Here is a 25223-nt window from a genome sequence, read left to right as displayed (position 1 = left end):
GCGGCGACCAGCCGGGGCGGCCGCCGGTTCCCAGCTGTCCTCGCGCGCTCAGCGTCGAGGAGGCCGGCACCGCTGACGCGCGGCCACGAGCATCAGAGCCGATCGGTGAGCGCCACCCAGACCTGCCCGGGAGCGAACGGCAGCGGCTCACCGGAGGCCGTCGTGTACGCGGTCGGCGCTTCCGGGCTCGGCCGGGACCAGCGGGCGTCGAAGGCCTGGCCGTCGCGCAGCACCACGGCCCGCCCCGACCCGACCGTCTGGGCGTGCGGCGTCACGCTGCCCTTGCTGTCGCTGAGCTGCGAGTCGCGGATCTCGACCTGCTGCAGCACCACCGTGCCCGCGCCGAGCCGGCCGCCGTCGGTGGTCACGGCCGGTGCACCGTCCATCGACACCAGCCACCGGTGCTCCTGCGGGGACCAGGTGAACCCGGTGGAGGCGGCGCGGTAGTCGACCTGGGCGGACTCGCGCGGCTCGCCCCCGGCCGGGGCGGGCCCGACCCGCGGCCGGGACTGCTGCGCCCAGGGCGCGCCCGGCGGCAGATCGGCGGGGCGGACGTAGAGGTTGTGCGGGAGCGGCCGGTCCTCGCCGCGGAAGAACGCGCCCGGCAGCTGCTCGGGCCGCACCGCGTCCAGCGGCGCGTCGTCGAGGCGCGGCAGCAGCTCCGGGGCGGCGCCGGAGTACGCCAACGCGGGATGGCCGAACTGGGGCAGCAGGTCGAGGTCGGTCTCCCGGGCGCTGCGCACCGGTCCGACGACCGGGGGCCGCTGCGCGCCGAAGAGCGCGATCAACCGGCTCAGCCCGCCCTCGACCGGCTCGACCACGACGAGGTCCGCGGCGCCGAGCCCCGTGGCGGGGCGCGCCTCCGGCACGTTGTCGATCTTCACCGCGAGCACCGGCGGAGCGGCGGACGAACCGTCCTCGGACGGGGTCGGCGCGCTCCCCCCGGGAGCCTCCGCCCGCTCACCCCCGGACGGTTGGCACCCGAGACCGGCCGCCAGCACGGTCACCAGCACCGCGAGCAGCACCGCCACCCGAGCCGGCAGACCTCGAATTCGCCCCATGCACTCGACCCCCCTCACTCAGAGTCCCCAGAGTGCCCCCTCCAACGGGCTACTAGCAAGGCATCACAAGTCCCTGACCAGGTGTTGTTCTTGACTCAGGCACACCTGAGCGTCACAACTCACCCGCCGAACGGACCGGTAGCAACACCACCTGAGAGACGCCTGGGGCAGGAGTGAACGGGCCGCCCGCCCCGCGCGACAGGAGGAACGGGCCGCCACCAGCCGCGGAGTCAACGGCTCGCCTGCCCAACCCCGCTGGACGAACGGGCCGTTCACCCGACATCGGCCGAGCAGACCACCCGCTCCGGGCTCGGCCCGGCTCACGAGTCAACGGCCCGCTTGCCCAATCACGTGGGACTAACGGGCCGTTCACCCGAGAACCGGCCCGAACGCGAACGGACCGCCCGTCCGAACGCTGGACGGGCGGTCCGTTGACGCCGCGGCGTCAGGGGCCGATCACGCGGTGAGGAGCTTGTCCGGGGTGATCGGGAGGTCGCGGACGCGGACGCCGGTGGCGTGCCGGACGGCGTTCGCGATGGCCGCCGCCGCGCCGACGATGCCGATCTCCCCCACCCCGCGCAGCCCCATCGGGTTCGCGTGCGGGTCCACCTCGTCCAGCCAGGTCGCCTCGACGTCGAGCACGTCGGCGTGCGCGGCGATGTGGTACTGGGCGAAGTCGTGGTTGACCACGTGGCCGAACTGCGGGTCGAGCACGCTGTGCTCGTGCAGGGCCATCGACAGGCCCATCGTCATGCCGCCGATCAGCTGGGAGCGGACCAGCCTGGGATTGATCACCCGGCCCACCGAGAAGACCCCCAGCATCCGCGGCACCCGCACCTCACCGGTGTCGACGTCGACGCGGACCTCGGCGAACTGGGCGCCGAACGAGTGCATCGCGTACCGCTGCTCGTCCGGGTTCTCCGGCATGGCGCCGTCGGCCTCGTCCCCGTCGGCGGGGTCGTCGCCGAACTTCGACCGGAACCGCTCCGCGGCGTCCACGACCGTCGCGCCCCACGACCCGAGACCGGAGGAACCGCCCGCGACGCTGGCGACGGGCAGGTCGGTGTCGCCGATCTCCAGCCGCACCTCGTCGACGCGCCGGCCCAGCGCGTCGGCGGCGATCTGGGTGAGCGCCGTCCAGGTGCCGGTCCCGAGGTCGGCGGCGCCGATGCGCACCTCGTAACCCCCGTCGCGGAAGCGGATCGTCGCGGTGGAACCCGGCATCGCGTACCGCGGGTAGGTGGAGCTCGCCACGCCGGTCCCGATCAGCTCGCGCCCTTCCCGCCGCGCTCCCGGCCGCGGATCGCGTTCGGCCCAGCCGAACCGCTCGGCCCCCTCCCGCAGGCACTCCGCGAGGTGTCGCGCGGAGAACGGCAGCCCGGTCGCCGGGTCGAGCTCGGGCTCGTTGCGGGAGCGCAGCAGCAGCGGGTCGAGCCCGCAGGCCTCGGCGAGCTCGTCCATGGCGACCTCGGTGGCGAACATCCCCGGCGCCTCGCCCGGCGCGCGCATCCAGAACGGGATCGGCACGTCCAGGGCCACCAGCCGGTGCGTGGTGCGGTGGTTCGGCGCCGGGTAGACCATCCGGGTGCCGACCGCGGTCTGCTCCGCGAACTCCTGGACGGTGGCGGTCTGCTCGACCACGTGGTGCTCGACGACCGTCAGGTGCCCGTCCCGGTCCGCGCCGAGCCGCACCCGCTGGGCGGTGGGCGTGCGGTAGCCGACCAGCGCGAACATCTGCTGGCGCGTCAGCACCAGCTTCACCGGCCTGCCCTCGGCCACCCGGGCGGCGAGAGCGGCGAGGACGACGTGCGCGTGCGGCGTCCCCTTGGAGCCGAACCCGCCACCGACGTGCGGCGCGATCACCCGGATCCGCTCGGGGTCCAGGCCGAGCACCGGGGCGAGGCGTGCCCGCACCGCGTGCACGCCCTGCGTGGAATCGTGCAGCACCAGCTCCCCGCCGCTCCAGATCGCGGTGGTGGCGTGCGGTTCCATCGGGTTGTTGTGCTCCATCGGCGTCGTGTAGAGCTGCTCGACCTCGACCTCCGGTCGCGCCGCCGCCGCGTCGCCCACCTCGGAGTCGGCGGGGAACGCGGGGTTCACGGTCTCCGGGGCGTAGAGCTCCGGGTGGTTGCACCGGAGCACCACGTCGTGCGGCTCGCGCTCGTAGTCGACGCGCACCAGGTCCGCCGCGTGCCGGGCGATCTCCGGGGATTCCGCGAGCACCACGCCGATCAGCTGGCCGCGGAACGCGATCTCCGGGGATTGCAGGATCCACAGCTCCGGGTCCGCGTCGGTCGCGAGCCGGGGGGCGTTCTCCCAGGTGAGCACGGCGACGACGCCGTCCAGGTCGGCGGCGGCGTGCACGTCGGCCGCGCGCATCCGGCCGCGCGCGATCGTCGCCTGCACCGGGTGCGCGTGCAGGGGCGCGGGCACCGGCTGGTCGGCGGCGTAGTTCGCCGTGCCCGTGACCTTGGCCCGCCCGTCCAAGCGCTCCAGCGGGACGCCGATGGCTCGTGGCCGCAGCAGGTCCGTCATCGCTCCTCCTCCGCCAGTCGGCGCAGCACCGAGACCAGGGCGTTGCGCGCCATCGGGACCTTGAAGGCGTTGCCCGCCAGCGGTTCCGCCGCCGCGAGCTCGGCTTCGGCCGCCGCCCGGAACGCCGCCTCCGACGCTTCGGCGCCGAGCAGCACCTCCTCGGCCCGGGTGGCCCGCCACGGCTTCGGCGCGACCCCGCCGAGCGCGATCCGCGCCCGCCGCACCACCCCGCCGTCCACCTCCAGTTCGGCGGCCACCGACACCAGCGCGAACGCGAACGAGGCGCGCTCCCGCACCTTCCGGTAGGCCGAGCGCGGCGCTTCCCCCGGCAGGTCCACCGCGGTGATCAGCTCGCCGTGCCGCAGCACGGTGTCCCGCTGCGGCTCCTCCCCCGGCAGCCGGTGGAACTCCGCCGCGGGCACCTCCCGCTCGCCGTCGGCTCCGCGCACCCGCACCACCGCGTCCAGCGCGGCCAGGGCGACGGCCATGTCCGAGGGGTGCGCGGCCACGCACTGCCGGGAGGTGCCGAGGATCGCCGCGTCGCGCTGGTGCCCGCCCAGCGCCGCGCAGCCCGCACCCGGCGTTCGCTTGTTGCACGGGGTCGTCACGTCCTGGAAGTACGGGCACCGGGTGCGCTGCAGCAGGTTCCCACCGGTGGTCGCGGCGTTGCGCAGCTGCCCGGAAGCGCCCGACAGAAGCGCCTCGGCCAACACCGGGAACCGCCGCCGCACCAGCGGATCCGCCGCGAGGTCGCTGTTGCGCACCCCCGCGCCCACCCGCACCCGGTCCGGCAGCTCCACGACCTCGTCCATGGGCAGCCCCGACACGTCCACGACCAGCTCCGGCGCGCTCACCCCGAGCTTCAGGTGGTCCACCAGGTTGGTGCCGCCCGCCAGGAACACCGCGCCCGGGTTCCGCGCCACGGTCGCCACCGCACCGGCCTCGTCGGTCGCCCGCACGTAGTCGAAGGGGTTCATCGCGCGCCCTCCTCCGCCGCCACGTCCCGGATCGCCGCGAGGATGTTCACGTACGCCCCGCAGCGGCACAGGTTCCCGCTCATCCGCTCCCGGATCTCCGCGTCGTCGAGTCCCCGGAAGTCCGCCGCGACGTCCTCGGTCGCGTGGCTGGGCATCCCACGCGCGGCCTCGTCGAGCATCCCCACCGCCGAGCACACCTGCCCCGGCGTGCAGAACCCGCACTGGAACCCGTCGTGCTCCAGGAACGCCCGCGCCACCGGGTGCAGCTCGTCCCGCGGGCCGGCCGCCGAGCCCCCGGGCACCACCGCCCAGGACTGGTCCGACCCGGGCTCCGGCGCCCCCAGGCCCGCCGCCGTCGTGATCTCGGCCCCGTCCGCGGCCACCGCCAGCGCCAGGCAGGTCAGCACCCGCCGCCCGTCCACCAGCGCCGTGCACGCCCCGCACTGCCCGTGATCGCACCCCTTCTTCACGGACGTCACCCCGAGCTGCTCCCGCAGCCCGTCCAGCACGGTCACCCGCGGATCGACCCCCAGCGCGCGCGACTCCCCGTCCACCGTCCACGTGATCTCCACGAAGCCCTCCTCCCCTCGGGCACTTGCCCTCTCAGGGTGAGCCCCATCCGGGCGTGGCGCTCGCCGCCGAGGCGCTGCCGGGCTGCTCGCCTCGCCCCGGTAAGCCTTTCTCGTCGATCACGGCCAACAAGATCGCCACGTTGCGTTAGCTTGTGGATCGTGCCCGCAGACTTCTCACTCTTCACCCCGGCCGACGATGGCTGCCCCGCTTCGGAACCAACCTCGGAGACAGCTCACGAGGACGTGGGCCTGCGAGAGGTCGCAGCGTGGTTCCGCGCCCAGCGGAACTACCGGGAACGCTTCGGCGCGGTGCTCCGGCAATCCATCGACGAGGTCTTGGACGGGCAGCGGACCGGGCGCTACGACATCGAGGCCGCCGAACCCGACGGCCTGAGCAAAACGGAGAAGACCTACCTCGGCACCAAGGTGGAGATCATCACCCGCGCCGAATTCGACCTCCCCCAGCGCGAGCGCTCTGGCAAACGAAAGCCCATGGACTACTGCATCGCAGGCCACGAGGTCGATGCCAAGTTCTCGCTGAGCGCTGTCTGGCAGATCCCGCAAGAGGCGATGGGACACCTGTGCCTGCTGATGGCGGCCCGGGACCGTAGGCAATCCTTCGACATCGGGCTTCTGCGGATCACCGAGGAGGTGCTCAACAGGGGGCGAAACAGGGACAGGAAGGCAACGATCTCCAAGGCGGGGCGCGATAAGATCATCTGGCTGGCGGCTGGCGCCGAGCTCCCGCGGAACATCCTTCTGCACCTGCCTGAGCACCAAGCGAAAAAGATCATGAGCCAGACGTCGGGCCAGCGCCGGATCAACGAATTACTCCGCACTGAGCAAGGTCGCATGATCGATCGCAACACCGCGCTCACCGTCGCGAAGCAGGCGGATGGCTTGAAGCGCTGCCGCGATGCCCGCCCGGCGCTCCGAGATGAAGGAATCGTAGTGCTCGGACACCAGAACGATTCGCGCCGGATCGCCGTCGACCTGGGCCTGCAGATCCCGATGAAGGGCACCTTCATCGCCGTCCAGCTGGCCCGGGTCACTGCTGGCACCTCCTCCCGGAAGACCACGATCATCGATGAGGCCTGCTACGCGGTCGCCGAACCGGACGACCCGGTCACCCCAGCTCCGCTGATCAACAACTGAGCGGAACCGGAAAACCCCAAGCAAGGGGGACCGCTACCGAATCACTGAATCGTGGTCGGTTGCCTGCGACACGAGCTCAGGCGCGACGGCTACTATCGCCAGCATGTTCGATAGCGTCGACCGCCAGCCCGACTGCCGCCGCCAGGGGCTCGTGCTCCCAGATGCGCACCACGCGCCATCCGGCACGTTCCAGGGCAGCCGAGACGAGGCGGTCGCGCTCGACGTTCTTCGCGAGTTTGGGCGTCCAATACCATTCGTTGGACGCGGGCTGACGACCGTGCTCCGGGCACACGTGCCAGAAGCAGCCGTCAACGAAGATCGCAACTTTGCGGACCGTGAACACGATGTCCGGTTTGACGCGGACTCCTCCGTCCAGCAGCAACCGGAAGTCCTTGCGGTAGCGGTAGCCCAAGCGGTGCAAAGCACTCCGGAGCGCGATCTCGGGCTTCGTGTCGCTGCGCCGGTTCGCCTTCATGTTCCGCGAGCGGCCCTCGCTCGCCGGAACCGGAGAGGCTCCGGTTACACGAGGTCTGTCCGCCGCTCCACCCCGCTCGCCCGAAGACATGGTCACCCCACCTGCACCACCGAATCACGAGGCCCCCGCGCCATGGGGCAAGATACCCGCTTAACCCGTCGCGCCGCGCGCAGCCCGAAGGAGGAGTCAACGTGAACGAGACCTTCACCGCAGTGGAGATCTGCGCGGGTGCGGGCGGCCAGTTGCTCGGCCTGCACAGCGCCGGCTTCCAGCACGAGATGGCTGTGGAGCTCGACAGCAACGCCTGCGCGACGCTTCGCGAGAACGAGCTCTCGCCCGTCGCTGAAGGAGACGTGGCCGACACGTCGGTCTGGGATCCGCACGAGTACCGCGGGATCTCGCTACTCGCCGGTGGAGTTCCCTGCCCCCCGTTCACGATCGCGGGCAAGCAACTGGGAGCGCGCGACGAACGCGACCTTTTCGCGTGGGCCATCGAGCAGGTTGAGAAGGTGCAGCCCCGGGCCCTGCTCTTGGAGAACGTCCGCGGGCTGAGCATGCCTAGGTTCGCCGGATACCGGCAGCGCGTTCTGGACCGCCTGGCCGAAGCCGGGTATGTCGGCGAATGGCGACTCCTGCACGCGTCGGACTTCTCCGTCCCCCAATTGCGTCCCCGCTTCGTCCTCGTCGCGCTGAGGCCGGAGGACGCCGCGTACTTCCGCTGGCCGGATCCCCAGAAGTTCGACCCCGCGCCTACCGTGGGGCAGGCCCTCTTCGAGCTCATGGGCGAGTGGAAGGGTGCCGATGACTGGAAGGGGCACGCCGACAAGATCGCACCGACCATCGTAGGCGGTTCGAAGAAGCACGGCGGCGCCGACCTGGGGCCGACGCGCGCCAAACGTGCCTGGGCCCAGATGCACGTCGATGCCATGGGTGTGGCGGACACTCCGCCCAGGCGAGACGACGTCTTCCCCGTGGGTCCCAAACTCACCTGCGACATGGTCGAAGTCCTGCAAGGCTTCTCCGGACAATACGAATGGTCTTTCACCGGCCGGAAGACCAGCCGTTACCGGCAGATCGGGAACGCCTTCCCACCACCGGTAGCCCACGCGGTCGGAGACGCGATCATGAAGGCTTTCCACCGCACCGGACCGCGCCGGGAGCTCACTCCTCCGCCTGAGCAGGACCCGATCTACCGCGCGTTGGAGCAATCGGGAGACTTCTTGTCTGCGGGCAAGCTGATTCGGATCGCCGGAGGCGAGATGAGCACCGCCAAGCTCGAACAGCACATGAGCATGCTCAGCAGAGACTTCGACGTCGAAACGGTCACGCACGGCCAAACCACGCGGTACAAGCTCAGCGGCTTCGACGGTTTCGTCGGCCAGGACGGCCACAGCCGCCACGAGGCGTTCCTGAAGCACCGGGCCCGGATCAGCTGACCCGGGCTCGGCGCTCCGCTCACCACTCCGGGTAGCGGGAAGTCCAGGACCGGTCCGGCCGTCCTCGTTGCAGGGGTTTCGCATGGCGAGGTGCCAGAAGGCGTCTTCGCCGACCTCCTGGGCGAGGCCGGCCAGGTCGACGGCCTCGAGCCACGGCGGGCGGAAGCAGCGGCTCCTCCTGGTCGTCGTCCTCGACCGGGAACGACGGTCGCAGCGGGTCGCGCGGGCCGAACCACGGGCAGCCCGGCCCGCTTCGCACCGGCTCGTCCACATCGGACCACGAGTCCGCCGAGGACGTCTCGCCGCGTTCGATCACGGGCTTCGCTCACGCCGCGCCCGCCCGGGCGGCGACGCGCAGCTCACGGCGCTCGCTCTCGTTGAGACCGCCCCAGATCCCGGAGTGCTCGCCGCGGTCGAGCGCGTAGCGCAGGCACTGCTCGCGAACCTCGCAGGAGGCGCAGATGCGCTTGGCCAGCCGACCGGACTGGCCCTTCTCGGGGAAGAAGGCGTCGGGGTCGGTCTGCGCGCACAGCGCCGAGCCGAACCAGGCGGGTTCGTCGTGGATCGATCGGGACGGGTTCCTGATGAGCCGGATGTCTCGGCCCTCCACTCTGGATTGCGGGTGCGGATGATTGGGTGGTTTCTTCGGCATTCGACGGAATTTCAGGCGCCTCCGCGTTCGGTCGTTCTCCGAACGCAGGAAGTGCAGCGCGCCCAGCCGGCGAGGCGGTTTCCGAACGCGGGAACGGTCACGGCCCCGCAGATCGCGACTCGTCCGTTCACCTCGCCGACGCGGGCTCGCGGCGCATCGGGGTCGACGTGGTGCAGCTCTTTCCGGGTCAGACCCGGCCACCAGCGGACGGCGTAGTTCATGGTCGTCTCTTTCGAGCGAGGTCCATTCCGGACCGCCGCGGGACGCATTTCGCAGCCGCCGCGCGGGCGGGGAGGAATGGCCGTGCGGATCTTCCCGCAGCGGTGATCGACCGACGGTCGGGAATCGGCGCCGGTGCGGCGGCCGCCGGAGGGCGGCGCGGCGCGAGGGGGTGGTGGCGCACGGCAATGCTCCCGCGCTCACGGCACGAGAGGCCGCCCCCACCAGCTACGACATCGGGTGCTCGCCGCGAGCGCCAGGTCTCCGGAACCGGCCCCGGCTCGGCTTCCCCCAGCCGACGAGCCGGGACGGCTCGAGATGGTGGATCAACGCTTCTCCTGTTCGACGCGGCTGTTACGGCGAAACCGGGGAGCCCCCGCTGCCCGGTTCCGGAGAAAGAAGAGCTCACGCGGCGGTGCGATGACTCATCGCGGAGCGAAATGAAAACCCGAGTGCTCGGAACAAAGCCGAGCAGTCAGCACATCGGCTGGCGGATCCAGGTCACGCCGACCGACGCCGATACCTTAGCCAGCATTACGATCATTGTCCAGCGGGCCGACGACGAAGCCGGGAAATCGTCTCCAGAACCCGTGCACACCCGCCGCGCGCGGCCATGAACAGGCCGAACCACAACGCTTTTCCAGCGAGAAATCCATATCGGACGGCGAACTCCGAGCGACTCCCGAAGCGGTGACCAGCGCACTCGGCGAACAACATCCCGCGCGCCGTCTGGTGATGCGCAGCACTGCCCCCCGGCGGGCCCGACTCACCGCTCCCGCTTCTCACCGCCCCTGGTTTTCGTTGGCACACCGAGCAACGCGCCGGTACCGTGGCGGGCGCCGGTCGGCTCGGGACGACTCCCGCCACCGCCCGCCGCGGTCCTCTCAAGCCCCGCGCGCCGCCACCTCGCGAGTGATCCGCGCACATCGAGCAGAAACGGAGATGTGGAGATCATGCGCGGTACGCCGAACAGCTCGGGCGCACCGCTCCGGCAGGCCGAGTCCCTGCTGGAGGCGCGCTCGGAGCCGCGGTTCACCGACCTGTTCCAGCTCACCCCGGTGGGCATCGCGCTGCTGGACCGGGACGACCGGATCCTCGACGCCAACGCCGCGCTGCGCGACCTGCTCGGCTACCAGCCCACCGGTCTCGGCGCGGCGGAACTGCTGCACCCGGCCGAGCGGAGCCACGAGCTCGTCTCCGAGGAGGTGGGGCACCGCCTGCTCGCCCACCACGGGGGCGAGCCCATCCACTGCGAGGTCCGGTCCGCCGACTCCGCCGACCGCGACGGCAACCGGTTCCGGCTGGTGGTGTTCCAGGACGTCACCGAACAGCACCACCGCGCCGAGACGCTGCACCACCAGGCCACCCACGATCACCCCACCGGGCTGCTGAACCGGCGCGGCGTGCACGAGCTGCTGGTGACGCGGCTGGCGGACCCGTGCGGCGAGATCGGCGTCCTCTACTGCGACCTGGACAACTTCAAGCGCATCAACGAATCCCTCGGTCACGAAGCGGGCGACGAACTGCTCGCCGGCCTCGCCCGGCGGCTCGTCGAGGAACTGCCCGCGGGCTGCACCCCCGCTCGGCTGTACGGCGACGAATTCCTCGTCACCTGCACGGACCTGAGCGCCTGCGGCGGGCTCGACGCGCTCACCTCGGTCGTTTCCGGGCTGCTGTGCGCGGAGATCCCGCTGCGCGGCCGGATGATCAGCATCACCGCCTCCATCGGAGCCGCGCTCGCCCGGGAGGGGGTCACGGCCGATGAGCTCATCCGCCAGGCCGACGTCGCCATGTTCGCCGCGAAGCAGCGCGGCCGGAACTCCCCGCCCGCCTCGCCGCGCGGGCTCGCGCTGGAGGAGGACCTGCGCGAGGCCCTGCTGCACGACGGGCTCCAGCTGCACTACCAGCCGATCCTGGACCGGGCCGGGAACGCGGTGCTGGCCGAGGCGCTGGTGCGGTGGCCGCACCCGGAGCAGGGCCTGCTGACCCCCGACGTGATCCTGCCCGTGGCCGGACAGGCCTCGCTGCTCGCCGATCTGGACCGGTGGGTGCTGCGCACAGCGCTCCGGGAGGCAGGAGCCTGGCGGACGCCGGACGGCAGGCAGCCGGGGGTGACCATCAACCTCGCCGGGCTGCGCCCGGACTCCCCGCACTTCGAGGCAGAGGTCAGCACCGCGATCGCGAACAGCAGCATCGATCCGCACCGGGTGGTGCTGGAGGTGGTGGAGACCGTGCTCGTGGACCTGCCCGCACGGCCCCGGCAGGTGATGCGGCGGCTCGGCGAGCGCGGGGTGCGGTTCGCGATGGACGACTTCGGGACCGGCTACTCCTCGCTGGCCCGGTTGAAGGACCTGCCGACGCAGATCGTCAAGCTCGACCGCCGGTTCGTGACCGGGATGGCCTCCGACCCCACCGACCTGGGCATCGTGCGCGCCATCATCGAGCTGGCGCGGGCGATGGACCGGATGTGCGTGGCCGAGGGCGTCGAGACCCGCACGGTGCGGGACCTGCTCACCGGCTTGGGAGCGGACGCCCAGCAGGGCTACCTGTTCTCCCGGCCCGTTCCGGACGCCGAGTTCCGCGCCCTGCTGATCGATCCCCCCTGGAGGACCGCCCGCTGAGGCTCAGCCGCGGCGGACCTCCCTGCCGTGCGCGATCAGCGCGTAGACCACCAGCACGTCGAGCACGATCACGACCGCGGACCACACCGGGTAGGCCGCGAACAGCGCGATGTTCGCCAGCAGGCTGAGCACCGCGAGCACCACGGCCAACACCCGGGCCCAGATGCGGCCGCCGAACAGGCCGATCCCGACCGCCGCCAGCACCACGCCCGCGACCAGGAGGCCGAAGCCCAGGGTCCCCAGGTCCAGCTGGACGGTCCCGCCCGGGACCACGTAGGTCGTCCCCGTGCGGGCCAGCAGGACGAGGCCGTTCACCGCCTGCACCATTCCGGAGATGACCAGCACCACCGCGGCGAAGTACACCCAGCCCACCCAGCCCGTGCGCCGTCGGTCGATCCGATGCGAAAACATCTCGTCCCCCTCCCGTCCCGTCGATCTCCACCGTGCGCCGGGGCGAGCGCGGCGGGCCAGGGGAGAAAGACCCGCCGGAGACGCGGCGAGGCCGCACCGGGGAGCTCCGGTGCGGCCTCGTGCGGGCGGGGCTCAGCGCTGGGGTTCGACCAGGCCGGAGCCGATGCCGGTGAGCGAGCGGACCTCCATCTCGGCCTGCTTGGACGGGTCCTGGTCCTTCTTCCCGAGCAGCGTGCCCAGGAAGCCGGCCAGGAAGCCGAGCGGGATCGAGACGATGCCCGGGTTGGTCAGCGGGAAGACGTCGAAGTCCGCGTTCGGGAACATCGCCGCGGGCCGCCCGGAGACCGCGGGCGAGAACACGATCAGCACGATGCACGAGATCAGGCCCGCGTACATCGACCACAGCGTGCCCGTCGTGTTGAACCGCCGCCAGAACAGCGTGTAGAGCATGGTGGGCAGGTTCGCCGAGGCCGCCAGGGCCAGCGCCAGGGAGACCATGAAGGCCGCGTTCTGCCCGATGGCCGCGATGCCGCCGATCGTGGAGAGCACCCCGACGACCAGCGCCGTGAGGCGAGCGACCCGGATCTCCGAGGCGGTGTCGGCCTGCCCGCGCTTGATGATGTTCGCGTACACGTCGTGCGCGAAGGACGCCGAGGCGGTCAGGGTCAGACCGGCGACCACCGCGAGGATCGTGGCGAACGCGATCGCCGCCACGACGCCCAGCAGCGGCGAGCCGCCGATCCGGTAGGCCAGCAGCAGCGCCGCCGAGTTCTCGCCGCCCGGGGCCTCGGTGATCGCCTCGGAACCGACCAGCGCCGTCGCGCCGAAGCCGAGCAGCATCGTGGCCAGGTAGAACACGATCATCGTCCAGGTGATCCAGACGACCGAGCGGCGCGCCTCGCGTGCGCTGGGGACCGTGTAGAACCGCATCGTGATGTGCGGCAGGCAGGAGATGCCGAGCACGATCGCCATGGCCAGCGAGAGGAAGTCGATCCGGGACAGCTGGCTCTGCCCGTACTGCGCGCCCGGCTCCAGCAGGCCCTGGCCGAGCGGGCTGTTGGCCGCGGCCTGCTCCAGCAGGGAGGAGAAGTCGTAGGAGAACCGACCGATGAGGAACACGGCCATGAGCGACACGCAGATCAGCAGCAGCGTCGCCTTGATGATCTGCACCCAGGTGGTGCCCTTCATGCCGCCGACCAGCACGTAGAAAATCATGATGAGGCCGACGCCGACCACGACCAGTGACTGCCCGAGTTTGCTCTGCACATCGAGCAGGAGCGCGACGAGACCACCGGCGCTCGCCATCTGAGCGACCATGTAGAAGAAGGAGAGGACCAGCGTCGTGTTCGCGGCCGCCGCTCGCACCGGCCTCTGGCGCATTCGGTAACCGATGACGTCACCCATCGTGAACCGACCGGTGTTGCGCACCAGCTCGGCGATGAGCATCAATTCGATGAGCCACGCGACGAGGAATCCGACGGAATAGAGGAATCCGTCGTAACCGTGCACCGCGATCGCTCCGGCCACCCCCAGGAACGAAGCGGCGGAAAGCCAGTCACCGGCCAGCGCGATTCCGTTCTGCGCACCGGTGATGTTGCCGCCCGCGACGTAGTAGTCGGAGGCGCTGGCGTTCCGGTTGGACACCCGGTACACGACGAACAGCGTCAGCACGACGAACGCGACGAACACCCCGACGGTGGTCGTCGGGTCACCCACTGCGCCCGCGGCGAGGACGTTCGACATCAGCGCACCTCCTCCTGCTCGCGGAGCCGGTCGACGAGCGGGTCGATGCGCCTGCGCACGTAGGCGCCGTAGGCCACGGTGACGATCGCGGTGGTCACGAACTGCAGCAAGCCGAGCACGAGCCCCATGTTGACCACCCCGAACACGGGCTGGCTCATGAACTCGTCGGCGAAGGCCGCGAGCGCCGCGTAGGTGAAGTACCAGGCCAGCACGACCAGCGTCACCGGGAACACGAACCACCGGAAGCGGCGGCGGAGCGAGGTGAACTCGGAGCTCTCCTGGATGGCGGTGAAATCGATGCCGTTCGAATCCGCGGTGCGCCGAAGGCTGTGCTTCGATATGTTGCCGAATTTCGGTTCCGAGGGCGGGCCGTCGAGCGGGCCTCGGCTCCAATTTTCCGATGTGCGGGTCATGCTGTGGTTCCTTCGGCTTGCTCGCGCGTCCAGGAATCTGAAGTCTAGTCCCCCGGAGGGACGGGGATCACACGCGGGCACTATCCGCAGGATGGGCTACGCCACCGCAAATAATTGGTTTCGATACGATCACAAAAATGGTCACGGGAACAGCGTCAAGGGTCACGGGGAGTGACGCCGGAGTCGTCCGCCCAAGATTGGTAAACACCATTCACCGGAGTCGCCGGGTCACCTTTGCAGTGCACAATAAGGCCCTTCCGCGCACCTCCAGACGATCACTTCAGGTGACACCGACCCAAGACCAACTGTGCGTATGCGAAGGATCTTCGCCAATTTCCCGTTTGACCAGGGCTGTAACATCTCGAATTCGTGCGCCCCAACTTGCTGGGGCGTGTTTCCGGTACCAGATGCCGGGACCCCCGCATCAAGGAGGTTTACTTGTGACAGTGCGTGACGGATTCTCGGTCGTTGCGCCACCGACCTGGAACCGTTGGCTTGTTCCACCCGCCGCGCTGGCCATCCACCTGTCGATCGGGCAGGCGTACGCCTGGAGCGTCTTCAAGAGCCCGCTCGAATCGAGCCTCCAGATCTCCGGGACGGGCAGCGCGCTGCCGTTCCAGGTGGCGATCTTCTTCCTCGGCCTGTCGGCGGCGTTCGGCGGCAAGTTCGTGGAGGCCCGCGGCCCGCGCTGGGCGATGCTGGTCTCCACCGTGAGCTTCGCCGCGGGCTTCCTGATCTCCGCCCTGGGCATGTACCTGGGGCAGTACTGGCTCGTCGTCGTCGGGTACGGCGTGGTCGGTGGGATCGGGCTCGGGATCGGGTACATCGCCCCGGTGTCCACGTTGATGAAGTGGTTCCCGGACCGCCCAGGTCTGGCGACCGGCATCGCGATCATGGGCTTCGGCGGCGGCGCGATCATCGCTTCGCCGTGGTCGACCGCGATGCTCAGCGCCTTCGGCACGACCACCGAGGGCATCGGCACCACGTTCCTGGTGCACGGCCTCGCCTACGCCGTGTTCATGACGCTCGGCATCCTGCTCATCCGGGTCCCCCCGCCCGGCTGGACCCCGCCGGGCTGGACCCCGGCCGCGGCCGCCAAGAGCACCGGAACGGTCCGGGTCTCGGCCAACAACGCGATCAAGACCCCGCAGTTCTGGCTGCTCTGGATCGTGCTGTGCCTGAACGTGACCGCGGGCATCGGGATCCTGCAGAAGGCCTCCCCCATGATCCAGGACTTCTTCGCCGGGACCAGCACCCCGGTAGCCGTCGCCGCGGCCACCGGATTCGTGTCCCTGCTGTCCCTGGCCAACATGGGCGGCCGGTTCGCCTGGTCGGCGCTGTCGGACCGCACCGGGCGCAAGAACATCTACCGGGTCTACCTGGGCGTGGGTGCGCTGGCGTACCTGCTGCTGCTGTTCGCGGGAGACAGCAGCGTCGCTCTGTTCGTCGTCGCCGCCATGCTGATCATGTCCTTCTACGGCGCGGGCTTCGCCACGATCCCCGCGTACCTCAAGGACCTGTTCGGCACCTTCGAGGTCGGTGCGATCCACGGCCGGCTGCTCACCGCGTGGTCGGTGGCGGGCGTCCTCGGGCCGGCCATCGTCGACGCGCTGGCCGACTCGGGCGAGCGGGCCGGACGGTCCGGGGCCGATCTCTACACGGTCTCGTTCTACCTGATGACCGGTGCGCTGGTGCTCGGCTTCGTGGCCAACGAGCTGATCCGCCCGGTGCGGGCCAAGTTCCACGAGCCCGCGCCCGCCGTTGGGACGGGCGACTCCGCGGCACCCGCCGGGGAGGCCGCCGGTTCGGAAGTACCGACCGGCTCGGACGCGGCGAAGGGCTCGGAGGACGCGGTGCAGTCCGCCGGCTCCGAGGGGCCCGAGAAGACCGCCAGCGCATCCGCCGACAAGAGCAGCTGAGGGACGGAACATGACTGACAACACCGCATCCCGAAGCGGGCTCGCGACCCGGGTCCTGCTGATCGTGTCCTGGCTGTGGGTGAGCGTCCCGTTCGCCATCGGCGTCTACCAGCTCGTGACCAAGGCGGCGCAGCTGTTCGGCTAGCGGCGCCCGTGCACGACGACGAGGCCGGCCATCCGAATCGGATGGCCGGCCTCGTTTCGCTCGCTAGGAGCGGAAAATCAGATCGCGCGGACCGACTCCGCCTGCGGGCCCTTCGGGCCCTGCGTGACCTCGAAGGAGACCTGCTGGTTCTCCTCCAGGGTGCGGAACCCGGCCGAGTCGATCGCCGAGTAGTGCACGAAGACGTCGGGTCCACCCTCGGACGGCTCGATGAAGCCGAAGCCCTTCTCCGAGTTGAACCACTTCACGGTGCCCTGAGCCATGTTTTTCTCCATCCTGGTAGCTGGTTGATCCGGCACCTGGTCCGGTGCCGCGGTCGCGGATCTCAGAGGCGACTACTCCAGCTACTCCGATACAGCAGCGCACCCGCATCAGTACTTCCTGCGAGCGTGCGAAAAACACGAACCCAGAAACAACGACCGAGGACTACTCTACACCCCACCGGCCCAGGATTCGAACGATCTCCCCGACCGGATCCGGGACCGGCCGCGCGAGGACCCGCTCAGGCGGCGGCTGCGCTGGGACTTCGACCCGTGACGGGGGGGCGACCCCGTGGCGCAGAACACACGTTCGGGGGTCACCCGGCGTGCGGGTCTCGCCGTCCCACCCGACCGGTGGCGGGAGCGGAGCGCCCCCGGTCGGCTGCCGGTCGCTCGCCGAGGAAGCGCTCCAGCACGTTGCGGGTGATGCGGGAGACGTTGTTGTCGTAGCCGTCGTAGGACAGGCAGCCGCACCAGGTGATCGACCCCGTCGAGAACACCGCCCCGCCGTCGGCGTACTCCACGTAGGTCATGTCCGCCCGCACCTTGTCGTTCACCGATCCGCCCTGCGCCGAGTCCGAGACGTGCACCTCCTCGCTGGCGTGCTGGTAGGAGTCCGAGAAGCCGTCCGCGGTCGCGAGCACGTGGGTGTGCAGCGGGGTCCCGAGGGCGTGGTCGGCGCGGTCGATCTCGAAGCCCGCGGCGCCGTATCCCGAGACGAGGCAGGGGAAATCGCCGATGAGCTCGTCCTCGCCGACGCCCTCGAAGATCCACGACACCTCGGGGCCGAAGGAGTCCGCCCGGCGCCGGTACGGCCGCCCGGCGCCGAGGCCCTGCGCGGTGAACCCGACGCCGAGCAGCAGTTGCGGCGCCCGGTTGCGGTAGCGCCAGAGCCCGCCGAGCTCACCGGTGAAGCTGAGGTCGCCCTCGCCGGGCCGCGCGTCCCACATCCGCGTGGAGGGACCGCGGCGGCGGATCTCGATGGTGCCGCCGCGCTCCGGGTCGAGTTCGGTGACCCAGTACATGCCGTTGCCGGACAGGTACATCAGCTTGCCGCCGTCGTCGAGGTAGCGGTGCAGCGCGTCCAGCATGGACTTCGACCAGTACTCGTGGTGGGTGCCGGTGAGCACCACCTGGTACGGATCCAGCAGCGCCCGGCCCTCCTGGTAGAGGTCGTGGTCGGTGATGACGTCCACCGGCACGCCGAGGTGGCGCAACCAGTCGATCAGGTGCAGGTCCGCGTTGAACTGGTGCGGCGAGCCGCGTCCGCTGTCCAGCGCCGCCTCCACGTAACCGGGCCGCATGTTCACCAGCGGGCGCAGGGGCGAGGAGTAGCAGACCCCGGATCCGTCGGAGTGGTTGTCGTAGAGGCTGTGCAGCCGGTTGTCGACGATGTAGCGGTCCTCGGGCGTGCTCGGGTAGGTGCTGGCCCGGTTCGCCGCGTCCCCCGCCCCGTCGGCGGCGAGCATCCCCTGGAGGCCGTCGTCGGTGAGCATGTGCTGGTTGCCGTAGGCGAGATAGCTGAAGGTGGGCAGCACCAGCAGCACGTCCGCGGTGGGCTCCCCGGTGCGCGGGCGCACCGCGAACGGGATCTCGTCGGCTCCCCCGTCCGTCTCCAGGCGCAACGAGTAGACACCGCTCGGCGTCTCCGGCGGGAGGGTGAGCCGCAGCGTCGGGTCCCAGCCCGCGTCGTCCAGGTCGTCGTCGTGGAAGTGGATCGCGCCGTACTCGGCCGGCGCGTGCCGCCAGCTGTGCTCGTCGCCGGTCCAGCAGTGCCCGGTCATCGCGCGGGTGGGCCGTTGCCGGGTGCGCCCGTGCAGAGCGGACGGGCCCAGGTCGGTGACGGCGGTGCCGCTGATGTCGGCGGCGAAGTCCCACGCGCCGAGCAGTCCGGGCACCTCGCGGGGATCGCCGTCCGCGCGCAGCGCGTCCAGTTCGGCCTCCCCGAGCACCGAGCGGTACAACCGGGGTGATTCGAGCTTGCCGTTGAACAGCGAGGTGACCGGCTCGCCGGAGGCCGGCAGCCGCGCCGCCATCGTGATCATCGCCGGAGCGGGGGCCACCGGATCGGCGGTGGGGGCGAGCGGGCCGGAAGCGCGCACGCTCAGCCCCGCCACGGTCGGACCGAGCGCGTCGAGGACCAGGCTCGCCATCCCGGTCCGGGCGTCGTAGGAAGCGACCGCGAAGTACCAGGTGCGCTCGGCGAGCTCGCGGTCGATCGCGAAGGAGGAGTCGCCGACGGTGAGCGTCGGACGCCCCCAGCGCAGCGCGAGCTCGACGGCGCGGCCGCCCGCGCGCCAGGCCAGCAGGGTCTGCGAGCGCTTGGCCGGGGTGGTCGGCCACATCCAGAGCTGCGCGGTGAACGACCCGGTGGCCGCGCCGAACTCCGCCGGGCAGGGGATCTCGACGTAGGAGCCGGGGTGCAGCCGCTGCTCGATCCCGCGGTGGGTGCCGTTGACCGGGTTGTCCACCGGCTCGTACTTCGCGCCTGGCCCCGCCGGGTTGAGATCACCGTGGAACAGCCTGCGCAGCTGCGCGGTGTGGTCGGGCGACCGGCTGCTGATCATGAAATCGAGCGACTCGCCCGGAGGAGTGCTGAACCGGCCGGTGTATCCCGTGATGTCCATCGTCGCCTTTTCTCGTTGCCGGGGTTCCCGGGCCCGCCGGCGCGGCGGCACGACCGCGCGAGCGCGGCGGCGGAAACCGTTGGGAAGCAACGTTTTCCGCCGCCGATCACGACGGGTGGGCGGCTCCTCCCGCGGAGCCTAGTTGATCTTGAAACCTAGTGGGTCCGCCCCGTCGCCGGACAGGGCCGACGGGGCGAATTCCGCCGCCGGCGGGCCGACCGCGACGACGGGTCAGGGGCGCAGCAACGCCTTGGTGCGCCGCCGGGCGTTCATGTCGTGGAAGGCGGCCGCGGCGTCGTCCAACGGGTAGCTCGCGTCGAAGACCCGCCCCGGATCGAGCTTCCCGTCCAGCACGTCGTCGAGGAGCTCCGGCAGCACGGTGCGCACGTTCGCCCCACCACCGCTGAGTGCGATGTTCCGCTCGAACAGCTCGAACAGCGGCAACTCCACGTTCCACGGCAGGCCCACGTAACCGATCCGCCCGCCCGGCCTGGTGCACCCGATCGCCTGGCGGATCGACTCCAGCGAACCGACCGCCTCGATCACGTGGCCGCTACCGCCGTCGAGCAGGTCCGCGACCTCGGCCGCGCCCCGCTCGCCCCGGCTCTCGACGACGTCGGTCGCCCCGTGCGACCGGGCGAGCCGCTGGCGCTCCGGATGCCGGGACATCACCACGATCCGCTCCGCGCCCAGGCGCCGGGAAGCCGCGATCGCGCACTGCCCCACCGCCCCGTCGCCGACCACCACGACCGCGTCCCCGAGCCCGACGCCCGCGTGCAGCGCGGCCTCGTGCCCGGTGGACATGACGTCGGTGAGCGCGAGCAGCGCGGGCAGCAGCTCGGCGGGAGGCCGGTCCGGTGCGGCCAGCAGCGTCGTGGCGGCGAGCGGAACCCGCACGAACTCGGCCTGGCCGCCGTCGAGCGCGGATCCGTCCGGGCCGAACTCGCCGAACAGCCGGGCGCTCTCACAGCACATCGACACCCCCCGGCGGCAGTGCCGGCAGGTGCCGTCGGCGGTGCTGAACGGGGCGAGGACGAACTGCCCGGGGCGCAACCCCCGCACCGCGGAGCCCACCTCCTCGACGATCCCGATGAACTCGTGGCCGCTGCGGATCGGCCGGGGCAGCGGGGACAGCCCGCGCAGCACGGACAGGTCCGAACCGCAGACCCCCGCCGCCACCACCCGCACCAGCGCGTCGGCGGGTTCTTCGATGCGGGGCTCGGGCACGTCCTCGACGCGGACGTCCCCGACGCCGTGCAGGACAACGGCACGCATACGACTCCTCTCCTCCATCCGTGAACCGATCCGCGCGGGTGCCCGGCCGACGGCGACGCGAAGCGGGTGAGCGCGACACCGGCCGGATCACCCGTCGGCCTTCACCCCCCGCGCCAGGGCGGTGCTGCGCATGAGGAACTCCGCGAGGAACCCGTCGTGCGGGATGCCCGGCGGCAGCCACCAGGTCGGGCGCTCCAGGTCGTAGACGTTGCGGATCGACTGCTCGTCGAGCAGCCGTCCGACCAGCTCCTCGTCCGCGGTGTCCACGCCCACCACCAGCGAGCGGCGCAGCGGCGCGACGCCCACCTCCGGGGACCAGGGCGCGACCCACGCGCACGGGAACGGCAGCTCCACCCCGAGCTGCTCGGCCTCCGGTGAGTCGAGCAGGTGCACCGCCGGGCGCAGCACCGCGCTGCCGTCCCCGAGGTCGTGCGCGATCCCGTCGCCGCCGAGCACCGCCCGAGCCGAACCCGCCTGCTGGCGGACGAAGCCCTCCAGGGCTCGCGCCTGCGCCAGCGAGGTGCTGGGCAGCACCGCCTCCTCGTGCTCCGGCGGCAGCGGGCGCAGCGCGGCGAGCCGGTCCCCGAGGGCGGCGGCGAAGCCCTCCGGATCCCGCTCCACCAGAACGCCGGTGGCGTTCAGGCAGGACACCCCGCCGAGACCGCTGATCGAGTCCACGACCACGTCGAGGTGGCGCTCCCAGTCCCCGGTGAGCAGCAGCTTGCAGCGGCCGGGCCCCTGCGGGAGCACCGGCGTGGCCGACCAGCCCGCCGAGTACCGGTCCACCACGTCGTCGCCGCCGAAGACCATCGCCAGGTCCCCGCCGCGCACCAGGTCGTCGGCGGCGGCGTGGTCGCAGGGCAGCAGCACGACGTCCTCGGCGGCGAACCCGGCGGAGCGCAGCGCCAGCACCAGCCGGTGCGGGGTGAACGGATCCCGCCGGGACGGCCGGATCGCCACCCGGTAGCCCAGGGCCAGCGCCTCCGGCCACAGCGAGTGCACCGCCGGGTGGTTGCCGGAGGCGTTGATGCTCAGCACCCGGCCCCGTCGGCGCCACCGCACGCTCCCCTGCCCGATCGCCCGGGGGGCCGCCCGCCAGGCGGTGTCCGAGGCCGTGCGCACCGACTCCGCGACGGTGTCCGCCGCGCCGCGCGCCACCGCGACCGGGATCCCGGTGGTGCGCGCGACGAGCAGGTGGTGCTGCTCGGGGTCGAGCCCGCCGAGCACCGCACCGGTGAAGGCCCGGGCCGCCGCTTCGAGTCGCGCGGCGACTTCGGTCCGGGCCGTTCCGGCCGCGGCGGCGGGATGCCGCCGCAGCCGGTCCAGGGTGCGGGCGACGTAGAGCGGCGGGGCGAGGCTCAGGCTCGCGACCGGTTCCCCCGCCACGTCCCGGACGACCTCCCGCCGGCCGGTGCGGTAGGCGCCGTCCGGGCCGAGGGCGTCGAGCAGCAGCTCCGCCGGCTGGGCCGGGGCCGCCATCAGTACGCCCCCACGATCACGGGCACCCCGGTGAAGTGCTCGACCGGGCGGACATCGGCCACGGAATGACTGACCTGGCCTTCCGGTTCGAGCACCCGCCGGGCCACGTCCCGCTCGCGGTTGTTCGGCAGCAGCGCCGACTTGCTCACGTGGTGCATCACGACCTGCCCGACCTCGCCGTGCTCCACCGGTTTGCCGGAGTCCGGGTCGACGACCTCGTAGGTGACGTTCGCCGACGGCGGGTCGAACACGGAGTCCCCGTCGTCGGTGCTGGTCCGCTCGAACGCGGCGCCCAGGGCCATCGTGCTGCCGTAGAGCCCGTAGATCGCCGTGTCGGGGAAGACCTCCTGGCCCAGCAGGTCCCGGGTGTCGCGGTCCATGCTGGTGCCGCACCAGGTGATCACCTTCACCTGGGAGCGCACCAGCTCGACCAGCCGCTCGTCCCGCGCCAGCCGCTCCAGCAGCGGCGGCGGAGCCTGGACGCACCCGACGCGCTGGCTGCTCAGCACGTCCGCGGCCTGCGCCAGCACGTGATCCACGTACCGGTCGGACTCCTCCGCCCGGCCCTGCTGGAGGCACTTGCGCACCCAGCGCGGGTCGAAGTCGATGGCGAACCGCACGCCACCGCGGCGCCGCGCGTGCTGCGCGGTGAGCTCGTGGTAGTCGTGCGGTCCGCTCGGCCCGAGGGACAGCCAGTTCGCATCGCGCGGATAACCCCGCTCGTCCATGGCCCGCATGGCCCCGGCCATCTCGCGTTCCATCCAGTCGGCGAGGTACACCACCCGCTTGGGGGAGCCGGTGGTGCCGCCGCTCTCGAAGACCCCGATCACCTCGGCGCGGCCGCCGTAACCCCGGGGCAGCAGGTCCTCGACCCGCGTGAACCGGAGCTCGTCGACCACCTGGGGGAACAGCCGCAGGTCGTCCCGGGTGCGCACGTCCGCGCGCGGGTCGAACTCCAGCCGGTCCGCCCGGTCGAGCCAGAACGGCGTGCCGGTCTCCGGCGAGAAGTGCCAGTGCATCGCGGCCCGGACGAGCTCGTCCGGATCCACGTCCGCGTCGAGCGGAGCGTCCAGGATGGCGAGGGCATCCGCTGTCTTCATGGTGATCCCCTTCCGCTGCGGTGGGTTCGGCGGCGCGCGGTCAGCGCAGCTCGACGCCCGCGGACTTGACGGCCTCCAGGAACTCGCCGCGCTCCACGGCGGAGGCCACCAGCTCCAGCTCGTCGGACATGTAGCGGTCGCGGTCCAGGGTCGGGGCCAGCGAGCGGACCTTCTCGTAGGTGGCGGCCCCGGCGGTGCTCAGTCCCTCGCGGCGGCCGGAGAGGTCCACGGCCTGAGCCGCAGCGAGCAGCTCCAGCGCGAGGATCTTGGTGTTGTTGTTCAGGACGCGGCGGGCGTTGCGGGCCGCGATCAGGCCCATGCTCACGATGTCCTGGTTGTCGCCGTTGGAGGGCACGCTCTGGATGCTGGCCGGCCCGATGGTCCGGTTCTCGGCGATGAGCGCGGTCGCCGGGTACTGCGCACCGGCGAAGCCGCTGTTGAGGCCCGGATCGCCCGCCACCAGGAACTCCGGCAGGCCGTAGCTGAGGTGCCGGTTGAGCAGCCGGTTGCTCCGGCGCTCCGACAGCACGCCCAGCTGGGTGAGCGCGATCGTCGTGAAGTCCATCGCGAACGCGATCGGCTGGCCGTGGTAGTTGCCGCCGTGGAAGACCTCCTGGCCCTCGAAGAACAGCGGGTTGTCGGTGGCCGAGTTCAGCTCGGTGGTCAGGGAGCTCGCCGCGGAGGTGAGGGTGTCCCGGACCGCGCCGAGGACCTGCGGGATGGCGCGCAGCGAGTAGGCCTTCTGCAGGTAGACGTTGGTGCGGGTCACCTCGTCGCCGATGCGCTCGCCCTCGACCTGGTCGCGCAGCGAGGAGTGGTCGACGACCAGCCGGCTGTCCGCCAGCAGGGTGCGCAGGTTGGCGGCGGAGTCGATCTGGCCCTGGTGCGGGCGGGCGAGCTCGTGGCCCTCGGCGAGGAACGGGCTGGTGGAGCAGCGCAGCGCCTCCAGCACCAGCGCCGCGACGATCTCGGCCTGGTGCAGCTGGTCGAGACCTCGGCTGACCACCAGCGACCCGAGCCCGGTCATGCCGGAGGTGCCGTTGATCATCGCGAGGCCTTCCTTGAACCGCGGCTCCAGCGGCTCGATGCCCTGCTCGCGCAGGACGACCTCGGTCGGGATGCGGTTGCCGTTGCGCAGCACGTAGCCCTCGCCGATGACGGTCGCGGCGATGTGCGACAGGGTCGCGAGGTCACCGCTGGCCCCGAGCGAGCCGATCTCCGGAATCGCCGGGGTGATGCCCAGGTTCAGGTAGAGCGCGAGCCGCTCCAGGATCTCGGGGCGCACCGCCGAATAGCCGCGTGAGAGCGCGTTGAGCCGCGCGGCGACGATCGCCCTGGCCTCGTCCTCGGCGAACAGCGGACCGACACCCGCGCTGTGGCTGCGGATGAGGTTGGTCTGCAGCTCCACCTCCTTGGAGGGCTCGACCTGCATGTAGATCATCTCGCCGTACCCGGTGGTGACGCCGTAGATGGCGGCACCGCTGTGCACGACCTCCTCGAACTGGCGTCGGCGCACCGCGGCCTTGGCCAGCACTTCGGGTGCCACCGAGCAGGGAGCGCTGTCCTCGGCGACCCGCCGGACATCCGCGAGCGTGAGGTTCTCCCCGTCGAACGAGACGGACGCGGTAGCGGTCTCGAGTGCGGTCATTGGTCCTTACCTCCATGAACGGGTCGTGGTGGTCGACGTTCCGGCCCGGAGCGCACGGGTGCGCGTCCCGGTGCGCACCGCACCGCGAGATGCCGCGACGCACGGGGGAATTCACTCCAGAAATGCGGATGTTTTCCTCAGATGCCCGGACCGGAAAAGGGTCACCTTTTCGGGGCAACCACCCAGGCCGCGACTTCGCGGGCATGGTGAATCTGAGGCAGACGCCGAAAGATTAGCCATCCCCGGAACCGCGAGTCAAGGGAGCAATGCCCATTCTCCGCACGCTCCACGCAGCGCGCCCAAAAAGCCCAACCGGCCTGATCCCAGGCAAAAGACTGGGGTTTTCCATACTGTTCCCACCAGGACCTTCCGGTATGAGCGGCGGCGCGACGCTCCCGCTACCAAGGCAGTCAAAAGCGGCGATCGGCGCACCGGGATCCACCCGTGGCACCAACAGCGGAGCCGTAAGCGGAGAAGCCACC

General features: G+C 71.2%; 20 protein-coding genes. 5 read left to right on the top strand and 15 right to left on the bottom strand.

The window, feature by feature from the left end:
• Positions 1–92: 92 nt before the first annotated feature.
• The 4 genes from ACL03H_RS09725 to ACL03H_RS09710 all read right to left on the bottom strand — a co-directional run bounded on the left by ACL03H_RS09725 (position 93) and on the right by ACL03H_RS09710 (position 5145).
• Positions 93–1061 carry a DUF3048 domain-containing protein gene (locus ACL03H_RS09725; protein ID WP_412810804.1) on the bottom strand — a complete coding sequence of 323 codons (969 nt, stop codon included), beginning with the start codon at positions 1059–1061 and terminating at the stop codon, positions 93–95.
• Between the two features lie 456 nt (positions 1062–1517).
• Complete coding sequence (locus ACL03H_RS09720; protein WP_412810803.1) at positions 1518–3596, bottom strand: xanthine dehydrogenase family protein molybdopterin-binding subunit; 2079 nt, start codon at positions 3594–3596, stop codon at positions 1518–1520.
• Positions 3593–4573: an FAD binding domain-containing protein gene (locus tag ACL03H_RS09715; RefSeq protein WP_412810802.1), complete on the bottom strand. Its 981-nt coding sequence runs from the start codon at positions 4571–4573 to the stop codon at positions 3593–3595. Before ACL03H_RS09715 ends, ACL03H_RS09720 begins: the two co-directional genes overlap by 4 nt.
• Positions 4570–5145: a 2Fe-2S iron-sulfur cluster-binding protein gene (locus tag ACL03H_RS09710; RefSeq protein WP_412810801.1), complete on the bottom strand. Its 576-nt coding sequence runs from the start codon at positions 5143–5145 to the stop codon at positions 4570–4572. Before ACL03H_RS09710 ends, ACL03H_RS09715 begins: the two co-directional genes overlap by 4 nt.
• A 159-nt stretch (positions 5146–5304) precedes the next feature.
• Here ACL03H_RS09710 and ACL03H_RS09705 point away from each other — a divergent pair, with 159 nt between their 5' ends.
• A complete protein-coding gene (locus ACL03H_RS09705; RefSeq protein WP_412810800.1) occupies positions 5305–6300 on the top strand; it encodes a NaeI family type II restriction endonuclease in 996 nt (331 codons plus the stop codon).
• Positions 6301–6376: 76 nt separating this feature from the next.
• On the opposite strand, the gene ACL03H_RS09700 is transcribed toward ACL03H_RS09705, so the two are convergent.
• Entirely contained in the window at positions 6377–6865 is a 489-nt protein-coding gene (locus ACL03H_RS09700; protein WP_412810799.1) for a very short patch repair endonuclease, read from the bottom strand.
• 101 nt (positions 6866–6966) lie between these two features.
• Between ACL03H_RS09700 and ACL03H_RS09695 the strand changes: the two genes are divergently transcribed.
• Positions 6967–8211, top strand: coding sequence for a DNA cytosine methyltransferase (locus ACL03H_RS09695; RefSeq protein ID WP_412810798.1), 1245 nt, complete (start codon positions 6967–6969; stop codon positions 8209–8211).
• A gap of 325 nt (positions 8212–8536) precedes the next feature.
• On the opposite strand, the gene ACL03H_RS09690 is transcribed toward ACL03H_RS09695, so the two are convergent.
• Positions 8537–8806, bottom strand: coding sequence for a WhiB family transcriptional regulator (locus ACL03H_RS09690; protein ID WP_412810859.1), 270 nt, complete (start codon positions 8804–8806; stop codon positions 8537–8539).
• Between the two features lie 1229 nt (positions 8807–10035).
• Between ACL03H_RS09690 and ACL03H_RS09685 the strand changes: the two genes are divergently transcribed.
• Positions 10036–11703 (top strand): putative bifunctional diguanylate cyclase/phosphodiesterase, encoded by a 1668-nt coding sequence (locus ACL03H_RS09685; protein ID WP_412810797.1) that lies wholly within the window; start codon positions 10036–10038, stop codon positions 11701–11703.
• 3 nt (positions 11704–11706) lie between these two features.
• Here the strand turns inward: ACL03H_RS09685 and ACL03H_RS09680 are convergent, their stop codons facing one another.
• The 3 genes from ACL03H_RS09680 to ACL03H_RS09670 all read right to left on the bottom strand — a co-directional run bounded on the left by ACL03H_RS09680 (position 11707) and on the right by ACL03H_RS09670 (position 14270).
• Positions 11707–12114, bottom strand: a complete 408-nt coding sequence (locus ACL03H_RS09680) for a DUF7144 family membrane protein (RefSeq protein ID WP_412810796.1) — start codon at positions 12112–12114, stop codon at positions 11707–11709.
• A 132-nt stretch (positions 12115–12246) separates the two neighbouring features.
• Complete coding sequence (locus ACL03H_RS09675; protein WP_412810795.1) at positions 12247–13857, bottom strand: solute symporter family protein; 1611 nt, start codon at positions 13855–13857, stop codon at positions 12247–12249.
• Complete coding sequence (locus ACL03H_RS09670) at positions 13857–14270, bottom strand: DUF485 domain-containing protein (RefSeq protein ID WP_412810794.1); 414 nt, start codon at positions 14268–14270, stop codon at positions 13857–13859. Before ACL03H_RS09670 ends, ACL03H_RS09675 begins: the two co-directional genes overlap by 1 nt.
• Before the next feature lie 407 nt (positions 14271–14677).
• On the opposite strand from ACL03H_RS09670, the gene ACL03H_RS09665 reads away from it, so the two are divergent.
• Positions 14678–16189 carry an L-lactate MFS transporter gene (locus tag ACL03H_RS09665; protein WP_412810793.1) on the top strand — a complete coding sequence of 504 codons (1512 nt, stop codon included), beginning with the start codon at positions 14678–14680 and terminating at the stop codon, positions 16187–16189.
• A gap of 10 nt (positions 16190–16199) precedes the next feature.
• Positions 16200–16334: an MFS transporter small subunit gene (locus tag ACL03H_RS09660; protein ID WP_412810792.1), complete on the top strand. Its 135-nt coding sequence runs from the start codon at positions 16200–16202 to the stop codon at positions 16332–16334.
• Positions 16335–16411: 77 nt separating this feature from the next.
• Here the strand turns inward: ACL03H_RS09660 and ACL03H_RS09655 are convergent, their stop codons facing one another.
• The 6 genes from ACL03H_RS09655 to cmdF form a co-directional block, all read right to left on the bottom strand.
• On the bottom strand, positions 16412–16615 hold the full coding sequence (locus tag ACL03H_RS09655; RefSeq protein WP_412810791.1) for a cold-shock protein: 204 nt from the start codon (positions 16613–16615) through the stop codon (positions 16412–16414).
• A 314-nt stretch (positions 16616–16929) separates the two neighbouring features.
• Positions 16930–19239 (bottom strand): N,N-dimethylformamidase beta subunit family domain-containing protein, encoded by a 2310-nt coding sequence (locus tag ACL03H_RS09650; RefSeq protein ID WP_412810790.1) that lies wholly within the window; start codon positions 19237–19239, stop codon positions 16930–16932.
• Between the two features lie 231 nt (positions 19240–19470).
• On the bottom strand, positions 19471–20514 hold the full coding sequence (locus ACL03H_RS09645) for an alcohol dehydrogenase catalytic domain-containing protein (RefSeq protein WP_412810789.1): 1044 nt from the start codon (positions 20512–20514) through the stop codon (positions 19471–19473).
• A gap of 87 nt (positions 20515–20601) precedes the next feature.
• The gene (locus ACL03H_RS09640) at positions 20602–21993 is read right to left on the bottom strand and encodes an aldehyde dehydrogenase family protein (protein ID WP_412810788.1); all 1392 of its coding nucleotides are present in this window, start codon (positions 21991–21993) and stop codon (positions 20602–20604) included.
• A complete protein-coding gene (locus ACL03H_RS09635) occupies positions 21993–23093 on the bottom strand; it encodes an AMP-binding protein (RefSeq protein WP_412810787.1) in 1101 nt (366 codons plus the stop codon). Before ACL03H_RS09635 ends, ACL03H_RS09640 begins: the two co-directional genes overlap by 1 nt.
• Before the next feature lie 40 nt (positions 23094–23133).
• Positions 23134–24741 carry a tyrosine 2,3-aminomutase gene (gene cmdF / locus ACL03H_RS09630; protein WP_412810786.1) on the bottom strand — a complete coding sequence of 536 codons (1608 nt, stop codon included), beginning with the start codon at positions 24739–24741 and terminating at the stop codon, positions 23134–23136.
• Positions 24742–25223 lie beyond the last annotated feature (482 nt).

It is taken from the genome of Saccharopolyspora antibiotica (genome assembly GCF_047200635.1).
Classification (GTDB): domain Bacteria; phylum Actinomycetota; class Actinomycetes; order Mycobacteriales; family Pseudonocardiaceae; genus Saccharopolyspora_C.
This window is presented reverse-complemented; position numbering and strand designations above follow the sequence as displayed.

Coding starts and splice junctions, on each gene's coding strand:
- ACL03H_RS09635 (WP_412810787.1), bottom strand. CDS start 23,093: ATGAAGACAGCGGATGCCCTCGCCATCCTGGACGCTCCGCTCGACGCG.
- ACL03H_RS09685 (WP_412810797.1), top strand. CDS start 10,036: ATGCGCGGTACGCCGAACAGCTCGGGCGCACCGCTCCGGCAGGCCGAG.
- ACL03H_RS09660 (WP_412810792.1), top strand. CDS start 16,200: ATGACTGACAACACCGCATCCCGAAGCGGGCTCGCGACCCGGGTCCTG.
- ACL03H_RS09720 (WP_412810803.1), bottom strand. CDS start 3,596: ATGACGGACCTGCTGCGGCCACGAGCCATCGGCGTCCCGCTGGAGCGC.
- ACL03H_RS09650 (WP_412810790.1), bottom strand. CDS start 19,239: ATGGACATCACGGGATACACCGGCCGGTTCAGCACTCCTCCGGGCGAG.
- ACL03H_RS09680 (WP_412810796.1), bottom strand. CDS start 12,114: ATGTTTTCGCATCGGATCGACCGACGGCGCACGGGCTGGGTGGGCTGG.
- ACL03H_RS09645 (WP_412810789.1), bottom strand. CDS start 20,514: ATGCGTGCCGTTGTCCTGCACGGCGTCGGGGACGTCCGCGTCGAGGAC.
- ACL03H_RS09670 (WP_412810794.1), bottom strand. CDS start 14,270: ATGACCCGCACATCGGAAAATTGGAGCCGAGGCCCGCTCGACGGCCCG.
- ACL03H_RS09665 (WP_412810793.1), top strand. CDS start 14,678: ATGCCGGGACCCCCGCATCAAGGAGGTTTACTTGTGACAGTGCGTGAC.
- ACL03H_RS09725 (WP_412810804.1), bottom strand. CDS start 1,061: ATGGGGCGAATTCGAGGTCTGCCGGCTCGGGTGGCGGTGCTGCTCGCG.
- ACL03H_RS09700 (WP_412810799.1), bottom strand. CDS start 6,865: ATGTCTTCGGGCGAGCGGGGTGGAGCGGCGGACAGACCTCGTGTAACC.
- ACL03H_RS09675 (WP_412810795.1), bottom strand. CDS start 13,857: ATGTCGAACGTCCTCGCCGCGGGCGCAGTGGGTGACCCGACGACCACC.
- ACL03H_RS09715 (WP_412810802.1), bottom strand. CDS start 4,573: ATGAACCCCTTCGACTACGTGCGGGCGACCGACGAGGCCGGTGCGGTG.
- ACL03H_RS09640 (WP_412810788.1), bottom strand. CDS start 21,993: ATGGCGGCCCCGGCCCAGCCGGCGGAGCTGCTGCTCGACGCCCTCGGC.
- ACL03H_RS09655 (WP_412810791.1), bottom strand. CDS start 16,615: ATGGCTCAGGGCACCGTGAAGTGGTTCAACTCGGAGAAGGGCTTCGGC.
- cmdF (WP_412810786.1), bottom strand. CDS start 24,741: ATGACCGCACTCGAGACCGCTACCGCGTCCGTCTCGTTCGACGGGGAG.